Consider the following 21,562-nt stretch of genomic DNA (forward strand, 5'->3'; position numbering starts at 1 on the left):
GCCCCCTTATATTTAACTTCTATAATCTCCATTTATTTTTACGTAGTCATAGCTTAAATCACAGCCCCAAGCTATTGAAGAGTAGTGGCCATCATTTAGATTTATCAAAATAGTAACTTCATTTTCAAGAAGTATTTCTTTAGCTTTTTTCTCATCGAAGTTTAATCCAGAACCATTTGTACATATTTGAATTTTACCAACGGAACTTTTAAAGGAAAGGTCAATTTTAGATGGTGTTATGTTTATTCCAGAATAGCCTAAAGCACATAGTATTCTTCCCCAATTAGCATCACTACCAAATATAGCTGTTTTAACTAAATTAGAGTTTATTACGCTTTTAGATAGTTTATCAGCATCTTTTTCACATTTTGCCCCAGATACAATACACTCTATAAGTTTAGTAGCTCCTTCACCATCTTTAGCTATAAGCTTGGCTATACTTATATTTAGTGTATTTAATGCTTCTAAAAATGTATAATAATCATTATTTTTTTCTGTTATTTTTTTATTTTCAGCTAATCCATTAGCTAGTATTAAAACCATATCATTAGTACTTGTATCCCCATCTACACTGACTCTGTTATAGCTAATTTTAGTACTTTCCTTTAATGCGTCCTGTAGAAGGTCAGAAGAAATATTTAAATCTGTTGTTAAAAAAGAAAGCATTGTTCCCATATTTGGTTCAATCATTCCTGAACCTTTTGCAATTGCTCCAAGTGTAATTTTTTTATTAGTAATCTCAAATTCTATCCCAAGTTCTTTTTTGAAAGTATCAGTAGTCATTATTGCACTAGCTGCATAAGAAGAACCTTCTTTAGATAATTTATTTGTAAGAAGTGGAATTCCATTTTTTATTGCATCTATATTTAAAGGAACACCTATTACTCCGGTAGAAGCTACTAATACATCAGCTGTTTTTATTTTTAAATTTTTAGCTTGTAATTCAGCCATTTTCTTTGCTTTTAATAGTCCATCTTCACCATTGCAGGTATTAGCATTTCCACTATTAATTATAATAGCTCGTGCCTTTTTATTTTTTAAGTGCTCTTTAGTTATATAAATAGGAGCTCCCTTTACTTTATTTTTTGTATAAACTCCAGCAGCGTTTGAAGGAACTTCAGAATAAATTAGAGCTAAATCAAGTTTTAAACTGCTTTTCTTTAAACCACAATGTATTCCAGAAGCTAAAAAACCAATTGGAGAAGTTATAGTTAAATTTTTAGATATGTTCATTTAAATAGCCCCCTTATTGTATAAAACTCTAAATAATTATTTACTTAAAATGCTGGTGCTATGAAATCTAGCCCTGTTTTTTCATTAACACCTAAAATAATATTCATATTTTGAACTGCTTGTCCAGCCGCTCCTTTAAGCATATTATCAATAGTGCTTATAATTATTAATCCATTTTTTTTATGATTTAAATGTAATGATATATGGCAATTATTGGTATACTTAATATTTTTAATAGAAGCTGTTTCACCTAATGGAAGAACATGAACAAAGGGTTCATCTTTATAAGTTTCACAATATACTTTATAAATTTCTTCAAGGTTAAGGTTAGGTTTAGGCGTACAGTAAATTGTGGATAATATACCTCTATTTATTGGAAGAAGGTGAGGTGTAAAAGTTACGCTAACTTCTTTGTTAGCTATAGTAGATAAACATTCTTCAATCTCTGATGTATGTCTGTGAGAACCTATTGCATATGGAGCAAAATTTTCATTTGTTTCAGGATAATGAGTTTTTAAAGATAGTCCTCTTCCAGCACCAGTTGTTCCAGATTTTGAATCACATATTATATTGTTAGTTTCAATTAAAGAATTTTTTAATGCTGGAAGTAATCCAAGATTTATTGAAGTAGGATAACAACCAGGATTTGCAATTATTTTGCAAAGTTTAATTTTATCTCTATTTAATTCTGGTAAAGCATATAAACTAAACTTGTGAAGGGTTTTATGTTTATACTCTTTTCCATACCAAAGTTTATAATTTTCTTCATTATTAAGCCTAAAATCAGCTCCAAGATCTATACAAATTTTATTGTTATCAAAACATTTCTTTGCTATATCTTCGCTTAAACCATGAGGAAGAGCAGAAAAAATAATATCACAATTTTCTATAATCTCTTCTTGTGATACAAGTTTTAAATGTGTATGGGAAAATAAATTTTGATAAATATCAGAAATATTTTGGTTTTCATAAGAAACTGAACTTATAGAATTTAGGATAACAGTAGGATGATTTAGAAGTATTCTAACTAGTTCAGCGCCTACATATCCAGTAGCACCTATTATTCCTACTTTAAACATTTTACATATTCCTTTCTTTCATTTATAAATTCTAGTAATGATAGAAGTTGAGCTTTAATGGAAGTTAAGCTTGGACCACCAAATACTTTTCTTTCTTCTACACAAGTTATTAAATCAATGGCTTCATATATATCGTTATCAAAAATAGGGGAGAAATTTTTAAAAACTTCTAAAGGTAACTCTTCAATAGAAATATTTTCTTTTATACAATATAAAACTATTTCTCCAACTATTTCATGAGCATTTCTAAAGGCCATACCTTTTTTCACTAGATAATCAGCAACGTCAGTAGCATTTGTGAATCCCAAAGAAGCGCCTTTTTTCATTACATCTTTGTTTATTTTCATTGTTTCAATCATTCCAGAAAAAGTTCTAAGTGAGAGTGAAACTGTATCTAAGCCATCAAATAAAGCTTCTTTGTCCTCTTGCATATCCTTATTATAGGCTAGGGGGATTCCTTTCATAACTGTTAGCATTGTTATTAAATCACCATAAACCCTACCTGTTTTACCTCTGACAAGTTCAGCAACATCGGGATTTTTCTTTTGAGGCATAATACTACTTCCGGTACTATATTCATCAGAGAGCTCAATAAAATTAAACTCATTAGTACACCATAGTATAATTTCTTCAGAAAATCTTGAAAGGTGCATCATTATCATAGATAAGCATGAAAGTGTTTCAATTACATAATCTCTATCAGATACTGAATCTAGACTATTTAATGTTATCTTTGAAAATCCAAGTTCATTAGCTACTAAGTTTCTATCAAGTAGATAAGTAGAAGTTGCTAATGCACCACTTCCAAGGGGCATTTCATCAAGTCTTTTATAGCAATCTAAAACTCTACTTAAATCTCTTTTAAACATTTCACAATAGGCTAATATGTGATGTGCAAAAGTTATAGGTTGAGCCTTTTGCATATGAGTATATCCTGGCATTATTGTTTTAATATTTTCATTTGCTATTTTATAAAGAATAAATTGAAGGTTTAAAATATCATTACAAATTTGTACTAGATATTTTTTTAAATATAATTTAGTGTCAAGAGTAACTTGATCATTTCTACTTCTGCCAGTGTGAAGCTTTTTTCCTTCATCTCCAATATAGTAAGTTAAGGTACTTTCTATAAAACTGTGAATATCTTCAGCACATTCATCTATTTTAATAACGTTATTTTCTAGACGTTTTAGTATTGTATTAAGACCGTCATATATTTTTTCACTATCTTTTTTAGATATAATATTTTGTTTTCCAAGCATTTTAACATGAGCAAGGCTTCCTATTATATCTTCTTTATACATTCTTGAATCTATTTTTATTGAAGAGTTAAAGTCATTTACAAGATTATTAACTCCTTTTTCAAATCGTCCACCCCAAAGTTTCATATATTTCACTATCCTTTATTTATTAATTAGCGCATCCATTTTTGCTTTTACAGTAATAGGTAATCCAAATAAGTTTATAAATCCAGCTGAATCTTTTTGATTATACACTACATCTTCTCCAAAAGTTGCATATTCCTCACTATATAATGAATACTTAGAAGTCATGCCTGCATTAACTATATTACCTTTGTATAACTTTAGCTTTACTTCGCCTGTAACATTTTCTTGAGTTTTTTCTACAAAAGATTGAAGAGCTTCTCTAAGAGGAGTGTACCATAAGCCATTATAGACAATATCAGCAAATTTTAAAGCTATTATTTCTTTATAGTGAGAAGTTTCTTTATCTAAACAAATTTCTTCTAAATCTTTATGAGCTTTATATAAAATAGTTCCACCTGGGGTTTCATATACACCTCTAGATTTCATGCCAACAAGTCTATTTTCTACCATGTCTATAATACCTATGGCATTTTCGCCACCAAGTTTATTTAGCTTCTCTATTAAAGAAACACCATCAAGTTTTTTGCCATTTAATGCAACTGGAATTCCTTTTTCAAAAGTTAAAGTTATATAGGTAGGAGTGTTAGGTGCATTTTCAAGAGTATTTGACATTTCCAATATTTTTTCGTATTTAGGTTCATTTTCAGGAAACTCTAAATCAAGACCTTCATGACTTAAGTGCCATAAATTTTTATCTTTACTATAGTTTGTTTCGTAACTAATAGAGATTGGAATCTTTCTATCTAAAGCATATTCAATTTCTTCTTCACGAGATTTAATATCCCATATTCTCCAAGGTGCAATAATTGGCATATCAGGTGCAAAAGCTTTAATAGCAAGCTCGAATCTGACTTGGTCATTACCTTTTCCTGTACATCCATGACAAATTGCATCGGCACCTTCTTCTAATGCTATTTCAACAATACGCTTTCCTATTATTGGTCTTGCAAAAGAAGTTCCTAGAAGATATTTTCCTTCATATATTGCATTTGCTTGAATAGTAGGGAAAATATATTCATTTACGAATTCATTAGTTAAATCTTCTATATAACACTTTGATGCCCCGGTCATAAGTGCTTTTTCTTCTAAACCTACTAATTCATCTTTTTGTCCAACATTTCCAACTACTGCAATTACTTCGCAACCATAAGTTTCTTTAAGCCAAGAAATAATTATAGATGTATCTAATCCTCCTGAATAAGCTAAAACTACTTTATTATATTTTTTCATATTAAAAGCCCCCTTATAAAATTTAAAACATATTTTTGATTGTAAAAACTGGAATCAAATTGATGTTTATAATTATACATATTTATGAATAATTATGCAATATAAAATTAAAATTATTCATAAATATTTTTGTAATATTATTAGAAAGCAAAGTTGTAGACACTTTTGAAAGAAATTACACAAGTTATAAAGCTGTTATATAGTGTTTTAAAAGGAATCACTTAAGTACTTGGAGTGGTGTAAGTTAATAAAAATATATAATTATTTATGCATAATTATAAAATTATATAGTGGGGAGAGTTTTTGGTAGATTTAAATTTAAGTAAAAAAAGATTAGTTAGATTAAAGAGTATGTAGTTAATATTTATACACTTAAAAATAATTATATAAGACCTTTTTTAATTAATATAAATATTTATTTAAAAAAACAAATAAATTAAATAAAAAAATGTTGAAATTTAGTTGCTTTTATCTAAACTCAATTTTATATATTACGATAATAAAGTATATAAGTTCAGAAAATTTGAAAAGCAATAAATAGGGAACTTTAAACAAGGGGGAAAAAATGAAAAATAACAAAAAAAGGACTTTAAAAAGAGAGATATTCCAATTTTTACTTTTAACATCAATAATACCTATTTTAATAATGGGAATAGTAAATTTTTATTCTCTTAGTAGTAATATAAATAAGTATCTAGAGATAATTAATAAAAATGGTATAGAAACAATACAAGAGGCTGTAAGTAATAGTCATTTAAATAGCATATCGGATATAGAATATTTATCTATAAATGCAAATGCTAAAGGAGCTAATGATAATAAAAATGCTGAAATGATATGGCTTGAAAAGGATATGCAAAGCTATATAAAAACAAATGAAGATATGATGTTTGTATATATGGGACTTGAAAATGGAAAGTTTATAGAAGCACCTTCTGAAGATTTGGGAAAAGATTTTGATCCAAGGAGTAGGGAGTGGTATAAGGCAGCAATAAATAATCCATCACAAGTTGTAGTATCTCCACCGTATGAAGATATAGGAAGCAAAAAAATAGTTGTTACTTATTCTAAATTGGTAAAAAATGATAAAGGTGAAGTGCAAGGGGTTATAGCTTTAGATAAAAATCTTGATAGATTTTCTAATATAGTTCAAAAAATGGAATTAGGAAATAAAGCTTTTGTTAGTATTTTAAGTCCTGATGGAACTATTATTGCTCATAAAGATAGTAGTTTAATAGGTAAAACTTCTAAGGATTATTCATGGATAGAAGAAGTTGAAAAAATAGATAATAACTCTAAGAAAGATATAACAATAGATGATAATTCTTATTTAACTTATAAAGCAATAGAAAAAGAAAGTGGATTAACTATAGCAATATTTGTACCAAAGAGTGAATTGTTTATGGTACTTTTAAAAGCAATTTTAGTTCCTTTAGCAATATTTTTAGTAATAATAATTTTAGCTAGTATATTTGCAAAGATTTTTATAGGTAAATTAACAAATCCAATAAATCAAGTAGTAGCAATATTGGATAAAATAAAAGGTGGAGATTTTACAGAAAAAGTTTCATTAAAGTTCTACTATAATGAAGAAATAAAATCTATGATTAATGCATTAAATACGGTAATTGATGATATGGTAGTGCTTTTAAGTGGTGTAAAAGAAGCAGCAAGTAAAGTAAATGAGGGATCAGAAACATTATTTGGAATAATAAAAGAATCTAGTAGCGTTGGTGAGGAAGTAGCAAAATCAATACAACAAATAGCAGAGGGAGCAACAGATCAAGCAGCTGAGTTAGATTCAAGTGTAAATAAAGTAAATATATTAGAAGGTGAAGTTAATAAATCTATAGTTAATTCTAAAAAGATGCTAGAAGCATCCAATGAAGTTAAAGGGTCTTCAAAAGAGGGGGCAATAGCTTTAGAGAATTTAAGTAGAACTTATGAAAAAAATAGAGATGCTAGTAATAACATTTCAAGCAAGGTAGATATATTATCGACTAAATCAGAAGAAATAGGAATTATAATTGATACAATCAGAACTATTACAGATCAAACAAACCTTCTTGCGTTAAATGCAAGTATAGAAGCAGCAAGAGCAGGTGAAGTTGGAAAAGGATTTGCTGTTGTGGCAGAAGAAGTTAGAAAATTAGCAGAAGAATCAGCAAAATCAGCAGAAGAAATTAATAGAGTAATAGCTGAGATAAAGGGAAGCATAAAGGAACTTTATGAAGAAACCAAAACTACTGAAAAGTTAAATGAAGAAACAGGAGAAAGTTTAGAGGTAACACAAGATAAGTTTGAAATAATTAATAATATGATTAATACTTTAGAGGAAAATATAAAATTATTTAATACTTCGTTAGATAAAATAAATGAAAATAAAGATACGGTTGTTTCAAAGATATCAGAAGTTGCTGCTGTATCACAAGAAACAGCAGCTATTACTGAAGAGGTAAGTGCGGCATCAGAAGAGCAGTCATCAGGACTACAAGAAATGGCTCAACAATCTGAGATATTAAAAGATTATTCAGAAAATCTAAATACATTAATTCAAAAGTTTAAAATATAAAATAATTTATATAAAGTAAGAACCCTTGTTAAGTAGATTAAAGAGGTATCTATTTAACAAGGGTTTTATTAACGTATTGATTAAAATAGTTGTATATTACGATCTTTAAAATAAACTCCTTTAAGATTAAGAATACTTATCATATCTTGAGCAACATTAAAATTTCTACCTATAGAATTAAGGGTATGTGCATCAGAGCCTAAAGTTACATATTTTCCACCTAAATCCTTATAAAGTTTATAAATTTCTAAAAGTGAGTCTCTTGAAGTTTTATTATTTAATCGTGCTGTATTTAATTCTATTACTTTATTCTTAGAAAGTAATGTTTTAAATATTTCACTTAAAATATCTTTATATAAAGTTACATCTATTTCATTATTTTCAAATGAAGTATATCTACATAAATAATCTATATGTGATAATGAGTCGAAGTTGTTATAAAGCTTAATACAATTAAGCATATTTTCCAAATAGTATTGAATTAATTCTCTTTTAGAATAATTAGTTTTCACATAATCTAAATATATATCCATGTTATTAACATTATGAATAGAACCCAGTACAAAGTCAAAATTATAAGATGATGTTAATTGTTCATTTTCTATAAGTGTACTTTCAGCAAGACCTATTTCTATTCCAAGGCATAGTGAATGGCAACGATAGTTTTCATATTCTTTAAAATAAGATGGAACATGAAATTTAAATTCATTTAAAGAAGGGTAATCTAAATCCATATGATCAGTTATTATAATTCCAAGATTTTTTTCTTTTGCAGTTGAAATTGCATCAGTAATTTTCATATTACTATCAGTAGAAAATTTTGAATGCATATGGCTATCAAAAATCATAATATTTTACCTCCATAAAAGTTATAAATATTTACTAAATTATAACATAACTAAATTAATATTAAAGTTAATACTATTAATTTCCTTGATATATCCTATCAATAAGGATAAAATAAATATAAAATCAACGAAAAAGGTGGCGCAATATGAGAGAATTATTCAGAATAAAGGATTTAGTGTTTTATAAGGAAGAATTTTTAGATGAGATAGAAGAGTTTGAAGATATATTGCCTATTATAGAAGAACTAAGTAGTTCATTAGATTATGAAAAAATAGAGGTTGTAGATCTAAATGATTGTTGTGAAAAAACAAAAGAAAACTACATAGTTGAGATACCAGGATTTTTAAATTCTGAAGATGAATTTATTACAAAGGAAGAAGCTTTAAAATTAGGAGAAGCAAAGGTTGGAGAGCTATTAGATTTATTTGTAATAAGAATATATAAATGCACAAGTTGCAAAAAATGGATAATAGATATTTTAGAATAGAGTGAGTGAAGCCTAATGGATAAAATAAAGATCTTTTTTTCAAAAATTAAAGAAGAACTTATTAAATTTACAAATGAATTAAAAGAACTTAGAAAAAGTAATTTTAAAAGCTTTTTTAAAAGAAGAAAATATATATTTCTAGCAGTAGTTATTATGTTTCTAGGAATTGGATTTTATATAGGAAGTTCTATTTCTTCAGAAGACACTTTGATTAAAAACTTAGAGGTTGCTTTAAAGCAAGGTAAGAGTTATAAGATTTCTGGAAATGTAAAAATGGAAGGGAAGAAGATTAAGATTTCAGAATTACAGCCATTAATAAAATATTATAAAGGTGATAGTTCTAAAGTAGATAATATTATTAAAGATTTAAGGTCTAATGGAAATAGCAAACTTTTTAGTATAAAAGAAGGGAAAAAGTTTTTTGAAAAAAGCTATTATCTAGAGTTACATCCTGTATCTATAAAGGTTGAAACTAATTTTAAAGAAGCAAAAATATATTTGGAAAATGAACTTTTACAGGGTGCAAGGGTAAAGACAAATTTAGTTCCTGGAGTATATAGTATTAGAGGAGAATTATCCACTCCTTATGGTGATGTGAAAAATGAAAAAGAAGTTTATCTAATGCAAAATGAAAATGTAACTTTAGATTTAAATGCTATTAATATCAGTTTGTCTTCAAAATTTCAAGATGCAGATGTATTTATTAATGAAAAAAATACTGGAAAAAAGGTTAAAGATATAGTTAACTATGGACCAATCCCTAAAGATAAAAATATTAATATTTTTATAGAAAAAGAATTTCCATGGGGAAAAATAAAGGGAGAAGAAGTTTTAGTAACAGATATCCCTAATATAAACTTAAACATAAACATGGTTAATGATAAATTAATATCAGATATAAATAATACTACTAAAAACTTTTATGAAAGTGTTTTTGAAGCGTTAAATAAAAGAGATTATAACTTAATTGGATTAACAAAAGAAGAAACAAAAGAAAAGATTTATGATGGAATAGAAAGAAAGAGCTTTTTATTTAAAAACAATTATGAATTAAGTGAATTAAATACTGAAATCGAAAGTAGTGAATTTGAATTTGAAAATAATAAATACACAGCAAAGATAGTTACAAAAATAAATTACAGTATATATAAAAAACTATTACCATTTGTTAAAAAACCTATGGAAGATATGTATTTAACTACTATGGAGTTTTTTGAAGGAAAATGGATAATAGATGATATACAAAAATTTAGTTTACAGTAATATTAAGGGGGATGACAAGTGAAAAGAAGAGTTATAAGAGGTGCAGTTGTTGGAATTACATTAATTTTTACAGTTAATATAGTTACATGGGCTGAAACTAGTAATTCATTAAAAGATAAAATAGAAAATAATAAAGAAAGTATAAATAAGCTAGAGAATGAAAAGGATAAAGTAAATTCGGAAAAGGAAAATCAATCTAATGAGCTAAATGGAATACTTAATAATATAACAGAACAAAGTAAATCATTAGAAGCAGCTAAAAGCGATGTTAAATTTTATCAAGATCAAATCGATGATGTACAAAAAGAAATAGATGGTATAGAGTATAAAATATCGCAAACTGAAAATGAAATTCAAAGTAAAGAAGGTTTAATTAAAGAAAAAGAAAAAGAAGTTAAACTAACAGAAGAGATGTTAGCTAAAAGAGTTAGAAGTTATTATAAAATGGATATAAATACTCAATATATTTATATGCTATTAAGAAGTCAAAGTTTTAGTAGTTTATTTAGTACTATTGATAATATATTTAGAATAATAAATATAGATAAAGGATTAATAAAACAAAGCAAGGAATTAAAGAAAAATCTTGAAGAAGAAAAAGAAGCTTTAGCTAAAACTATTAAAGAGATAGAAGTACAGAAGGAAACTGTAGTAGCTAAGAAGAACGAGCTTAAAGGTGTTCAAAAGGAATTTATAGCTAAGCAAGAAGAAGAAGAAAAGCAAATGAATAAGCTAATGGCACTAGAATCTCAAAAATCAAACTTAGTAAATTCTCTTTCTGAAAAAGAAAAAGAAATAGCAAATAAAATTGGAGATTTAATTTCATATAATAAGGAGCTTCAACAGGAATTAGATAATATATTTGCAAGTATAAATAGCAGTAATAACCAAGCTAATAATAATAGTGGAAATACTGGAGAATCTGCAGGAGGAAATACCAGTGGTGGTGTTATTGGAGACCCATCTCAAGAAAGTTTTTTAAGACCAGGATATGGAGTAGTTACAGATCCTTATGGGCCAAGAATAAACCCAGTAACTGGACAAGCAGGATTTCATACAGGTGTTGATTTAGGAGATGCAGAAGGGTCTAATGTTAAGGCATCAAAAAGTGGAACGGTAGCATATGTAGGTTGGATTTCAGGATATGGTAATACTGTTATTATAGACCATGGACAAGGCGTACAAACTTTATATGCTCATAATAATAGTTTATTAGTATCAGTTGGACAAAAGGTAGCAAGGGGACAAAATATAGCTTTAGTAGGTTCAACAGGTATGAGTACTGGTCCGCATATACATTGGGAAATAAGAATAAATGGACAACATACTAACCCTATGGGATATGTATAAATTTATATAAAACAAAACCTGTACAAATAATTGCACAGGTTAAAGGGTTTTATGTTCATTTAAGAAAGGGAATAAATGAACATATTGTGGGGTTTTATTATAACTTTTTTTAGTAAATTACTAAAAAAAGTGGTATGGGCTAATTTGAGAAAATATAACATAAATTTCATTATATTTACAATTATTATTATAATATAATTAGAAAGAAAATCCAATACTTTTTATGAAATTTATCGAAAATAAAACTTTTTTCGAAAATAATGTTAAATTATCAAATAAAAAATAAGATAAATTGGGAAAATATAAAAGAAATAATAGAAAAACTAATGTATAATTTAAAATAAGAGGTGAATTTAAATGATTAAGATAGAAAAAGCAAGCTTATTAAAAGATGCTCCAGATTATGAAGATTACACTAAAAATGAAGTAAAGCTAACTACAGAAGAAATGATTGAACTTGGAATGATTTCTAAAGGGGGATGTTGTAAGACAAAAGGAGCAGGTGGTTGCTGTAAAAAGAGAAAATAGAAAAAATATCTCTATATAGTTTTTTAGATAGTAGTGTATAATCTATGTGATTTTAATTAATAGATAACAGGAGGTAAGCAGTGAGAAAACCTAGTATATTTAGTAGAGATTATGAAAGAAAAATGAGAAAACGTAGAAGAATTATTACTACAATATTTATTGTTACGTTTTTTACACTAGGATTCACAGCAGCGGTATTGACAGCAAAAAACTTTGATTTTACAAATATAAAAGCTAAGGTTCAACAATGGGTAGATAAGGGTAAAATAGAGGAAGAAAAAGAAAAGCCAATAGAAGAAAAAGAGTTAGAGGAGAAAATTGTAGAACCAGAAGTAAAGATTTTAGAGTTAAAAGTAAATAATTCAAAAGTACTAAAAATTGAGTATGAAGATAAAAATGGGGAAGCTATATTAAAAGAAGTAAAAGAACTTCCAGATGGAATCTATTATTCAATTAGTAATAATAAAAAAAGTGTTGTAACTATAGATGAAAGTCAAAATATTAAAGTATTTAATAATAAAGGAGAAGAAAAAGTTTTAACAAAAGACTCCTATACATCACCCAAGGGAGAAACTTTTAAAAAGGATATTATATTAGAAACTTATAAAGGGTATTATTGGAATAAAGAAGCAAAATTTATTAACGATAATAAAATAGCATATATAAGTAATGTTCCATACTTTGGATATGATCTAAATAAATATATATGGGTTATAGATATTTCAAGCAACACACATACAACTTTATGGGGATCAAAAGGAAAAGATGTAAAACTTGGTGAAGTTAAAGAAAAAGGTTTAGAAGTTTTAATAGATGGTAATGTTAAATATGTAAATAATGATGGAGATCTTATAAATTAATAACACTAAAAATAAAAAAACAAATATTTGAAAACAATTAATACTATATGGTATAATAACGTAGTTATATCAATTATGATAGTATTTACTATTTTAGGAGGAAGAATACAATGGAAGCTAAAATGGAAAAAATAGAAACTAATGTTGTTAAATTCGAAGTAAAGGTTGAAGCAGAAAAGTTTAATCAAGCTATATTAAAAGCTTATAATAAGAATGCAAAACACTTCAACGTGCCTGGATTCAGAAAAGGAAAGGTTCCAATGGCTATCGTTAAGAAGTATTATGGAGTAGAAGTTTTATTAGAAGATGCAGTAAACTTTGCAATAGAAGCTTCATATCCAGAAGTATTAAAGGAAAATAATATAGTACCAGTTGATTATCCAAAGGTTGATGTTATAACTGCAGAAGAAGGAAAAGATTTCGTTTATACTGCTGAAGTAACAGTTTATCCAGAAGTTCAATTAGGTGAATATAAAGGATTAAAAGTAGAAAGACCAACATATAATGTTTCAGATGAAGAAGTAAACGCTAAGTTAAAAGAAATGCAAGAAAAGAATGCTAGAGTAGAAAGCAAAGAAGACGGAGAAATTGAAAAAGGTAATATAGCTGTTATTGATTTCAAAGGATTTGTTGATGAAGTTGCATTCCAAGGTGGAGAAGGAACAGATTATTCATTAGAAATAGGATCAGGAACTTTCATAGATAACTTTGAAGACCAATTAATTGGTTCTAAGGTTGGAGATAAAGTTGAAGTTAATGTAACATTCCCTGAAAACTATGGTAAGGAAGAATTAAATGGAAAGGCAGCTAAATTTGAAGTTGCTATAAAAGAAATAAAAGTAAAAGAATTACCAGAATTAGATGATGAATTTGCAAAAGAAACAACTGATTTTGATACTTTAGCAGAAGTTAAAGAAGATATTACTAAGAAAATGGAAGAAAGCAATAAAGCAAGAGAAGAAAGAGAACATGAAGAAGCTATAATAAATGCTGTTGTTGAAAACGCAAATGTTGAGTTACCAGCTATTATGGTTGAAAAAGAAATAGATTCAATGGTTAAGAACCTTGAACAAAGACTTCAATATCAAGGGTTAACTTTAGAACAATATTTCCAATTCACAGGAACAGATGCTGCTAAGATGAGAGACTATATGAAAGAAAATGCTGAAAGAAAAGTAAAAACTGATTTAGTATTAGAAGCAGTAGAAAAAGCAGAGAACATAGAAGTAACTGAAGAAGAATTAAAAGCAAAAGCAGAAGAAGTTGCTAAAATGTATTCAGCTAACGATGAAAAAATGATTGAATTATTAATGAACAATCAAAAAGAAGCTTTAACAGCAGATGTAAAAACAGCAAAAACTGTGAAGTTCTTAGTAGAAAATAATAAATAGATATTTAGTATAATTGCCAGAAAAAATTTTTCTGGCAATTATTTCAAATAATCCATTAACAAAATAAAAAAAATTTTATATAATTTAATATAATTAGTTTTTTATAATTTTGGATATATTATAAAATAGGGTAAATAATATAGAAGGAGGGAATGAAATGAGTTTAGTTCCTATGGTTGTAGAACAAACGAGTAGAGGGGAAAGATCATACGATATTTTCTCAAGATTATTAAAAGATAGAATCATCATGCTAAGTGGAGAAATCAATGATGTTACAGCAAACTTAGTTGTATCACAACTACTATTTTTAGAAAGTGAAGATCCAGATAAGGATATTTACATTTACATAAATAGTCCTGGAGGTTCAATTACGGCAGGAATGGCTATTTATGATACAATGCAATATATTAAACCAGATGTATCAACAATTTGTATTGGTATGGCTGCATCAATGGGATCATTTTTACTTTCATCAGGTGAAAAGGGAAAAAGATTTGCACTACCAAATAGTGAAATAATGATACATCAACCATTAGGTGGTTTCCAAGGTCAAGCAACTGATTTTGATATTCATGCTAAAAGAATATTAAAGATAAAGGATTCTTTAAACAAGATTTTAAGTGAAAATACTAATCAACCATTAGAAAAAATAAAAGTTGATGTTGAAAGAGATTACTTTATGTCAGCAGATGAAGCTATGAATTATGGATTAGTAGATAAAGTAATTACTAAAAATGATAAAGGTAGCGATAAGTAGTAATATTTTGCGTAACCTAAGTGAGGTGAATTTATGGCTAAATATGAAGATAAGAAACAATTGAAATGTTCTTTCTGTGGAAAGAATCAAGAACAAGTAAAAAGATTAATAGCAGGACCAGGTGTATATATTTGTGATGAATGTATAGATTTATGTTCTGAAATTATAGCAGATGAATTTGAGGAAGGTATAGAATTAGATACAAAAACACTTCCTAAACCAAACGAAATAAAAAATTATTTAGATCAATATGTTATTGGTCAAGAGAAATCAAAGAAAGCTTTATCAGTAGCGGTGTATAATCACTATAAAAGAATAAATTCAAATTTAGCTGATGATGAAGTTGAACTACAAAAGAGTAACATACTTTTATTAGGGCCTACAGGATCAGGTAAAACACTTTTAGCGCAAACTTTAGCTAAGTTTTTAAATGTTCCATTTGCAATAGCAGATGCTACAACATTAACAGAAGCTGGTTATGTAGGGGAAGATGTTGAAAATATTCTATTAAAATTAATCCAAAATGCTGATTATGATATAGAAAAAGCAGAAAAAGGAATAATCTATATAGATGAAATAGATAAGATTGCAAGGAAATCTGAAAATCCATCAATAACTAGAGATGTGTCTGGAGAAGGTGTTCAACAAGCCTTATTAAAGATACTAGAAGGAACAACAGCTTCAGTACCACCACAAGGTGGTAGAAAACATCCTCATCAAGAATTCTTACAATTAAATACATCTAATATCTTATTTATTTGTGGTGGAGCTTTTGATGGAATTGATAAAATAATAGAAAAGAGAACAACTGTAAGTTCAATTGGATTTGGAGCGGAAATTCAATCAAAGCAAACTAAAGATGTGGGCAAATTATTAAAAGATATAATGCCTGGAGATTTATTAAAGTTTGGTTTAATACCAGAGTTTGTTGGTAGATTACCAGTAGTAGTAACTTTAGAATCTTTAGATAATGATGCTTTAGTTAATATTTTAAGTAAGCCTAAAAATGCATTAGTAAAACAATATAAAAAGTTATTTGAAATAGATAATGTTGAATTGGAATTTACTGATGATGCTTTAAAAGCAATAGCAGATGAGGCTATTTCAAGAAAAACAGGAGCAAGAGGTTTAAGATCCATAGTTGAAGAAATGATGGTAGAAATAATGTTTGATATTCCTTCTGATGAAAGTATATCAAAGGTTATCATAAATGAAAGTTGTATAAAGGAAAAAAAATCTCCAGAAGTTGTTAAGTTGCAAGAAGGAGAGGTAAGGCCTCAACTAAAAGCTAAAAAATCTAAGAAAAGAAAAGGTATGGAAACAGCCTAATTGTTAAAAGCTATCTAAATATATTTTAGATAGCTTTTTTATTCTTTAGGAAATTAATAAATGTCCAAGTTATAGATAAATTGATAATAATTTCAAAACTAAGAAGTTTTCATAAAGAATAAAAAAAGTAATATTTGTTATTGTTATAGAAAATTATACACTTTTTAGTATTACAATATATATTTATAGAGAAAAATCATGGAGAAATTTCCTTCTTTTATAGAATATTAAAATGTTATTAAGTTAATAATATTTATATAAGAGGAAGAAGGGAGGAGTGCATTTACTGTAAAGTTTAATGCGAAATATTATGTCAGAGGTTTTAGTTATTCTACAAATTACAATGATGATATTAGTTATATATTATATTGTAAACAATAATAAAAGTAATAGTGTTAATAAAGTGGTAATTGAAAAAGAAAATACAAAGGAAATGGATAAGTTAGCTAAAATGAGAAGTATTCAGTTAACAAAGCCATTAACAGAAAAGAGTAGGCCAACAACATTTGATGAAATAATAGGTCAAGAAGAAGGGATAAAGGCTTTAAAGGCAGCTTTATGTGGGCCAAATCCACAACATGTTATTATTTATGGTCCACCAGGTGTTGGTAAAACAGCGGCAGCGAGATTAGTTTTAGATGAAGCGAAAAAAATGGCCAAATCACCTTTTAAAAGTGATGCAAAGTTTATAGAAATAGATGCAACGACAATTAGATTTGATGAAAGAGGAATTGCTGATCCTTTAATAGGTTCAGTACATGATCCAATATATCAAGGGGCAGGGTCCTTAGGGGTTGCAGGTATTCCACAACCAAAACCAGGGGCGGTTACAAAAGCTCATGGTGGGATGTTATTTATTGATGAAATAGGAGAATTACATCCAATAGAATTAAATAAACTACTAAAGGTTCTTGAAGATAGAAAGGTATTTTTAGATAGTTCATATTATAGCAGTGAAAATCCTAATATGCCAGATTACATAAGAGAGATATTCGATAATGGTTTACCAGCAGATTTTAGATTAATTGGAGCAACAACAAGAAGTCCAGAGGAAATAGTTCCAGCAATAAGATCAAGATGTGTAGAAATATTCTTTAGATCATTACATTCTGATGAAATAAAAAAAATAGCAAAAAATTCAGTAAATAAAGTTGGATTAAAAATATGTGATAAAGGATTAGATATAATATCAAAATATTGTACTAATGGTAGAGATGTAGTTAATTTAATTCAGTTAAGTTCAGGAGTTGCTATTAATGAAAATAGAGAAGAAATTTCAATAGAAGATATTCAATGGGTAATAGAAAATGGTCATTATATAGAGATTCCAGATAAAAAGGTAAAAGAAGAACCGGTAGTTGGAATGGTTAATGGTTTGGCTGTACATGGTGCAAATATTGGGATATTGATGGAGATAGAAGCAACGGCAAGATCCATTTCCCATAGAAAAGGTGAATTAAAAGTAACAGGAATAGTAGAAGAAGAGGAAATTAGCAGTAGTAATAGAAAGATAAAAAGAAAAAGTACAGCTTATTCTTCAATTCAAAATGTGTTAACTGTACTAAATAATTTGTTTAATTTAGAGTGTGAAAAGTATGATATACATATAAATATACCAGGTGGAATGCCAGTAGATGGACCATCAGCAGGTATAACAATAGCGACAGCTGTTTATAGCGCTGTAAAAAATATAAAAGTTAATAATAAAGTTGCAATGACTGGTGAAATAAGTTTATTAGGAAGTGTTAAGCCTATTGGTGGCGCATCTGCTAAAATATCTGCAGCACAAAAGGCTGGAGCAAACAAGGTTATTATACCTATAGAGAATTGGAATGATAGCTTTAGTGAATTAAAAGGTATTGAGGTAATACCAGTAAGAACATTAAAAGAAGTAATTGATATAGCTATGGAAAAAGAAGTATATAATAAAGGAAAAGTGGAAATATTATCAGCTAAAAGTGAATAGAAGAAGGATTGTATTATAAATTAAAAATATTCAATTTATGTATTAATTTTGGATGAATATTTTATATAATACAATCTTTTTTTATTTTAATTTATTATATTAATAATTAAAATAGACAAGAATAAGGTAATAATGTAAAATAGCTATAATATAAGTAGTTTTTAGTTGTAAAGATTGAAAAATAACTAATTTATGTGTATACTAGTTAAGTTACGAAATGTATAAGTGAGATGGAGGGGAATAAAATGAGTAAAAGCATAATAAACATACCTTTGATTCCTCTAAGGGGAATGACAGTTTTTCCTAATATGGTAATACATTTTGACGTTGGTAGAGAAAAGTCAAAGGCAGCAGTAGAGGCTGCAATAGAAAATCAAACAGATATATTTTTATCAACTCAAAAGGATTATGATTTAGAGGATCCAAGTTTAGAGGATATTTATAATATAGGCACTATATGTAAAATAAAACAATTATTAAAATTACCAAATGACATAATAAGGGTTCTTGTAGAGGGAATTGAAAGAGGAGAACTTAAAAATATTAATAGTGAAAAAAGTTATCTTGAAGCTGAGGTAAATACTTTAGAAGAGGCAAAAGAAGAGGAAGATATTGAAGAACTAGAAGCATATATAAAAAGCTTAAGAAGTAGTTTTGCAAGATATATAAAGATAGTAGATAATGTTAAATCTAATGCTTTAAGTTTATTTGATACTGTTAAAGATTATAGTGAACTTGCAGATGTTGTTGCATCATATGTTATATATGATGAAGAGAAAAAACAAGATATACTGCAAGAACTAAATTGTAAAAAAAGAATAGAAAAGCTTCTTGTTATAATAGAAAATGAAATTGAAATATATAAAGTAGAAAAGAGAATAGGAAAGAAGCTTAGAGATAGCGTTGATAAATCACAAAAAGAATACTATATAAGAGAGCAAATAAGAGTATTACAAGAAGAACTTGGTGAAGCAGATGAAGAGAAGAAAGAAATAGAAAGTTATTCTGAAAAGATTAAAAAAGCAAAGCTTCCAAAGCATGTTCGTGAAAAAGCTGAAAATGAACTTTTAAGATTAAAGTCAGCGTCAGGACAAGGATCTGAAAGTAATGTAATTAGAACTTATTTAGATTGGGTTCTTGATATACCTTGGTCAAAATCAAGTAAAGATAATTTTGATGTTAATGAAGCTATAAAAATTCTAAATGATGAGCATTATGGATTAGAAGAAGTTAAAGATAGAATTGTTGAATATTTAGCTGTTAAACAATACACTAATAGTTTAAAGGGACCTATTTTATGTTTAGTAGGGCCTCCAGGAGTTGGTAAGACCTCTATTGCTAAATCTATTGCAAAGGCTACAAATAGAAAATTTACTAGAATTTCATTAGGTGGAGTAAGAGATGAAGCAGAAATAAGGGGACATAGAAAAACTTATGTAGGAGCTATTCCAGGTAGAATTGCATATTCATTAAAAGAAGCAAAAACAAATAATCCTTTATTATTATTTGATGAAATAGATAAATTAGGTTTTGATCATAAGGGAAATACAGCAGATGCATTGTTAGAAGTTCTTGATAGTGAACAAAATAATACTTTTAGAGACCACTATTTGGAACTGGAAATGGATTTGTCAAAGATATTATTTATAACAACTGCAAATTCATTGGATAATATCCCAACACCTTTATTAGATAGAATGGAAGTTATAGAAGTATCAGGATATACTTATGAAGAAAAATATCATATAGCTAAAAATCATTTAATACCTAAGTTGTTAAAAGAACATAAATTAGATGAGAAGCAATTTAAGATATCAGAAGGTGCAATTAAAGACGTAATTAATAGTTATACTAGAGAATCAGGGGTTAGAAGTTTAGAAAGAACTTTATCAAAGTTAATTAGAAAAACACTAACAGAAATGATAAAGAATAATAAAAAATCAATATCTATATCAACTAATAGAGTTGAAAAGTATTTAGGTGCAAAGTATTTTACTTTTGATGTTAAAGATATAGAAGATAGAATTGGAGTTGTTAAGGGGATGGCTTGGACAGCAGCAGGTGGTGATACGTTACCAGTTGAAGCTGTAGTAATGAATGGAAGTGGTAAGCTAGTTCTAACTGGACAACTTGGAGATGTTATGCAGGAATCTGCTAAAATTGCATTTGGGTTTGTAAGAGCTAATGCAGCAAAATTTGGTATAGAAGATGATTTTTATAAGACTAAAGATATTCACATACATTTTCCAGAAGGATCAATTAAAAAAGATGGTCCATCAGCTGGTGTAACTATTATAACTGCTATAGTATCTGCTTTAACAAAGAATAAAGTAAGAAGCAATGTTGCCATGACTGGAGAAGTAACTTTAACAGGCAGAGTAGTTGCAATTGGAGGATTAAAAGAAAAATCTATTGCGGCTTTTAGGGCTGGAATAGATACTATAATAATTCCTAAAGAAAATGAAAAAGATATAGTTAAAATACCTTCTTCAGTAAGAAATAAGTTAAATATACTTTTAGCAGAACAGGTTGAGGATGTATTAAATAAAGCGATAATTGGAGTTGATACCATTGATGAGAATTAAAAATTCAGAATTTATAATATCGGCAGTTAAAAGAGATCAGTATCCTATAACAGGTCTTCCGGAAGTTGCATTTGTTGGCCGTTCAAATGTAGGAAAAAGTTCAATAATAAATGCTTTAACTAATAGAAGGCATTTAGCAAAAGTAAGCCAAACGCCTGGAAAAACTAGATTAATAAATTTCTTTATGATAAATGGAGATGAATTTTATTTAGTTGATTTACCAGGGTATGGATATGCTAAAGTTTCTAAAAAGGAAAAGGCTACTTGGGGAAATACAATTGAAACTTACTTAACTGGAAGAGAAGAATTAAAAAGAGTTATCTTATTAGTTGACTCAAGACATAAGCCTACTGCAGATGATATTCAAATGCATGAGTGGATTAAGCATTTTGGTTATGATGAAATAGTTGTAGCTACTAAAAGTGATAAGTTATCAAATAATGATATTAGAAAAAGTGAGAAGATAATTAAAGATACATTAAATCTTGGAAAAGAAGATAAGCTTTATTTCTTTTCATCATTAAATAAAAAGGGAAAAGATACCTTAATTGATAATTTATTTGGTGATTTAGTTGAAGAAGAAGAGTTAGAAATAACTGAAGAATAGTATATTTAAAGAACCTATAGAGGGGAACTCTATAGGTTCTTTATTTTTATCATTAAAATTTAAAATATTACAATAAAAAACAGTGTCA

General features: G+C 27.7%; 17 protein-coding genes. 12 read left to right on the plus strand and 5 right to left on the minus strand.

Annotated elements, in window-relative coordinates:
- Positions 1-12: 12 nt before the first annotated feature.
- Genes argJ through ACYQ1T_RS09880 form a run of 4 tightly spaced genes read right to left on the minus strand, consistent with a single transcriptional unit; the run spans position 13 to position 4,930 of the window.
- On the minus strand, positions 13-1,233 hold the full coding sequence (gene argJ, locus ACYQ1T_RS09865) for a bifunctional glutamate N-acetyltransferase/amino-acid acetyltransferase ArgJ (RefSeq protein WP_459834410.1): 1,221 nt from the start codon (positions 1,231-1,233) through the stop codon (positions 13-15).
- 44 nt (positions 1,234-1,277) lie between these two features.
- The gene (gene argC / locus ACYQ1T_RS09870; protein WP_459834412.1) at positions 1,278-2,312 is read right to left on the minus strand and encodes an N-acetyl-gamma-glutamyl-phosphate reductase; all 1,035 of its coding nucleotides are present in this window, start codon (positions 2,310-2,312) and stop codon (positions 1,278-1,280) included.
- Entirely contained in the window at positions 2,300-3,700 is a 1,401-nt protein-coding gene (gene argH, locus ACYQ1T_RS09875; RefSeq protein WP_459834414.1) for an argininosuccinate lyase, read from the minus strand. The genes argC and argH overlap by 13 nt, the downstream gene beginning before the upstream one ends.
- A gap of 15 nt (positions 3,701-3,715) precedes the next feature.
- Positions 3,716-4,930 (minus strand): argininosuccinate synthase, encoded by a 1,215-nt coding sequence (locus tag ACYQ1T_RS09880; protein ID WP_459834416.1) that lies wholly within the window; start codon positions 4,928-4,930, stop codon positions 3,716-3,718.
- A 565-nt stretch (positions 4,931-5,495) separates the two neighbouring features.
- On the opposite strand from ACYQ1T_RS09880, the gene ACYQ1T_RS09885 reads away from it, so the two are divergent.
- Entirely contained in the window at positions 5,496-7,502 is a 2,007-nt protein-coding gene (locus ACYQ1T_RS09885) for a methyl-accepting chemotaxis protein (protein ID WP_459834418.1), read from the plus strand.
- A gap of 80 nt (positions 7,503-7,582) precedes the next feature.
- Here the strand turns inward: ACYQ1T_RS09885 and ACYQ1T_RS09890 are convergent, their stop codons facing one another.
- Entirely contained in the window at positions 7,583-8,350 is a 768-nt protein-coding gene (locus tag ACYQ1T_RS09890; protein ID WP_459834420.1) for a histidinol phosphate phosphatase, read from the minus strand.
- Positions 8,351-8,496: 146 nt separating this feature from the next.
- On the opposite strand from ACYQ1T_RS09890, the gene ACYQ1T_RS09895 reads away from it, so the two are divergent.
- The 11 genes from ACYQ1T_RS09895 (at position 8,497) to yihA (ending at position 21,474) form a co-directional block, all read left to right on the plus strand.
- A complete protein-coding gene (locus ACYQ1T_RS09895; RefSeq protein ID WP_459834422.1) occupies positions 8,497-8,838 on the plus strand; it encodes a hypothetical protein in 342 nt (113 codons plus the stop codon).
- Between the two features lie 15 nt (positions 8,839-8,853).
- Complete coding sequence (locus tag ACYQ1T_RS09900) at positions 8,854-10,101, plus strand: TcaA 3rd/4th domain-containing protein (RefSeq protein ID WP_459834424.1); 1,248 nt, start codon at positions 8,854-8,856, stop codon at positions 10,099-10,101.
- A gap of 18 nt (positions 10,102-10,119) precedes the next feature.
- Complete coding sequence (locus ACYQ1T_RS09905) at positions 10,120-11,451, plus strand: murein hydrolase activator EnvC family protein (RefSeq protein WP_459834426.1); 1,332 nt, start codon at positions 10,120-10,122, stop codon at positions 11,449-11,451.
- A 357-nt stretch (positions 11,452-11,808) separates the two neighbouring features.
- Positions 11,809-11,979, plus strand: coding sequence for a hypothetical protein (locus tag ACYQ1T_RS09910; protein ID WP_459834428.1), 171 nt, complete (start codon positions 11,809-11,811; stop codon positions 11,977-11,979).
- 80 nt (positions 11,980-12,059) lie between these two features.
- Positions 12,060-12,839, plus strand: coding sequence for a hypothetical protein (locus tag ACYQ1T_RS09915; protein ID WP_459834430.1), 780 nt, complete (start codon positions 12,060-12,062; stop codon positions 12,837-12,839).
- 110 nt (positions 12,840-12,949) lie between these two features.
- Positions 12,950-14,230, plus strand: coding sequence for a trigger factor (gene tig, locus ACYQ1T_RS09920; RefSeq protein WP_459834432.1), 1,281 nt, complete (start codon positions 12,950-12,952; stop codon positions 14,228-14,230).
- Positions 14,231-14,387: 157 nt separating this feature from the next.
- A complete protein-coding gene (gene clpP / locus ACYQ1T_RS09925; RefSeq protein WP_459834434.1) occupies positions 14,388-14,987 on the plus strand; it encodes an ATP-dependent Clp endopeptidase proteolytic subunit ClpP in 600 nt (199 codons plus the stop codon).
- Between the two features lie 33 nt (positions 14,988-15,020).
- Positions 15,021-16,316 carry an ATP-dependent Clp protease ATP-binding subunit ClpX gene (gene clpX, locus ACYQ1T_RS09930; protein ID WP_459834436.1) on the plus strand — a complete coding sequence of 432 codons (1,296 nt, stop codon included), beginning with the start codon at positions 15,021-15,023 and terminating at the stop codon, positions 16,314-16,316.
- A 310-nt stretch (positions 16,317-16,626) separates the two neighbouring features.
- Positions 16,627-18,282 carry an ATP-dependent protease LonB gene (lonB, locus tag ACYQ1T_RS09935; protein ID WP_459834438.1) on the plus strand — a complete coding sequence of 552 codons (1,656 nt, stop codon included), beginning with the start codon at positions 16,627-16,629 and terminating at the stop codon, positions 18,280-18,282.
- Positions 18,283-18,527: 245 nt separating this feature from the next.
- Complete coding sequence (gene lon, locus ACYQ1T_RS09940; RefSeq protein ID WP_459834440.1) at positions 18,528-20,867, plus strand: endopeptidase La; 2,340 nt, start codon at positions 18,528-18,530, stop codon at positions 20,865-20,867.
- Entirely contained in the window at positions 20,857-21,474 is a 618-nt protein-coding gene (gene yihA / locus ACYQ1T_RS09945; protein WP_459836512.1) for a ribosome biogenesis GTP-binding protein YihA/YsxC, read from the plus strand. Before lon ends, yihA begins: the two co-directional genes overlap by 11 nt.
- The last annotated feature ends 88 nt before the right edge of the window (positions 21,475-21,562 follow it).

Source organism: Clostridium carnis (assembly GCF_054657435.1).

Bases quoted from the DNA above. Each gene is read 5' to 3' on its own strand.
- argJ (WP_459834410.1), bottom strand. From the start codon at position 1,233: ATGAACATATCTAAAAATTTAACTATAACTTCTCCAATTGGTTTTTTA.
- argC (WP_459834412.1), bottom strand. From the start codon at position 2,312: ATGTTTAAAGTAGGAATAATAGGTGCTACTGGATATGTAGGCGCTGAA.
- argH (WP_459834414.1), bottom strand. From the start codon at position 3,700: ATGAAACTTTGGGGTGGACGATTTGAAAAAGGAGTTAATAATCTTGTA.
- ACYQ1T_RS09880 (WP_459834416.1), bottom strand. From the start codon at position 4,930: ATGAAAAAATATAATAAAGTAGTTTTAGCTTATTCAGGAGGATTAGAT.
- ACYQ1T_RS09885 (WP_459834418.1), top strand. From the start codon at position 5,496: ATGAAAAATAACAAAAAAAGGACTTTAAAAAGAGAGATATTCCAATTT.
- ACYQ1T_RS09890 (WP_459834420.1), bottom strand. From the start codon at position 8,350: ATGATTTTTGATAGCCATATGCATTCAAAATTTTCTACTGATAGTAAT.
- ACYQ1T_RS09895 (WP_459834422.1), top strand. From the start codon at position 8,497: ATGAGAGAATTATTCAGAATAAAGGATTTAGTGTTTTATAAGGAAGAA.
- ACYQ1T_RS09900 (WP_459834424.1), top strand. From the start codon at position 8,854: ATGGATAAAATAAAGATCTTTTTTTCAAAAATTAAAGAAGAACTTATT.
- ACYQ1T_RS09910 (WP_459834428.1), top strand. From the start codon at position 11,809: ATGATTAAGATAGAAAAAGCAAGCTTATTAAAAGATGCTCCAGATTAT.
- tig (WP_459834432.1), top strand. From the start codon at position 12,950: ATGGAAGCTAAAATGGAAAAAATAGAAACTAATGTTGTTAAATTCGAA.
- clpP (WP_459834434.1), top strand. From the start codon at position 14,388: ATGAGTTTAGTTCCTATGGTTGTAGAACAAACGAGTAGAGGGGAAAGA.
- clpX (WP_459834436.1), top strand. From the start codon at position 15,021: ATGGCTAAATATGAAGATAAGAAACAATTGAAATGTTCTTTCTGTGGA.
- lonB (WP_459834438.1), top strand. From the start codon at position 16,627: ATGTCAGAGGTTTTAGTTATTCTACAAATTACAATGATGATATTAGTT.
- lon (WP_459834440.1), top strand. From the start codon at position 18,528: ATGAGTAAAAGCATAATAAACATACCTTTGATTCCTCTAAGGGGAATG.
- yihA (WP_459836512.1), top strand. From the start codon at position 20,857: ATGAGAATTAAAAATTCAGAATTTATAATATCGGCAGTTAAAAGAGAT.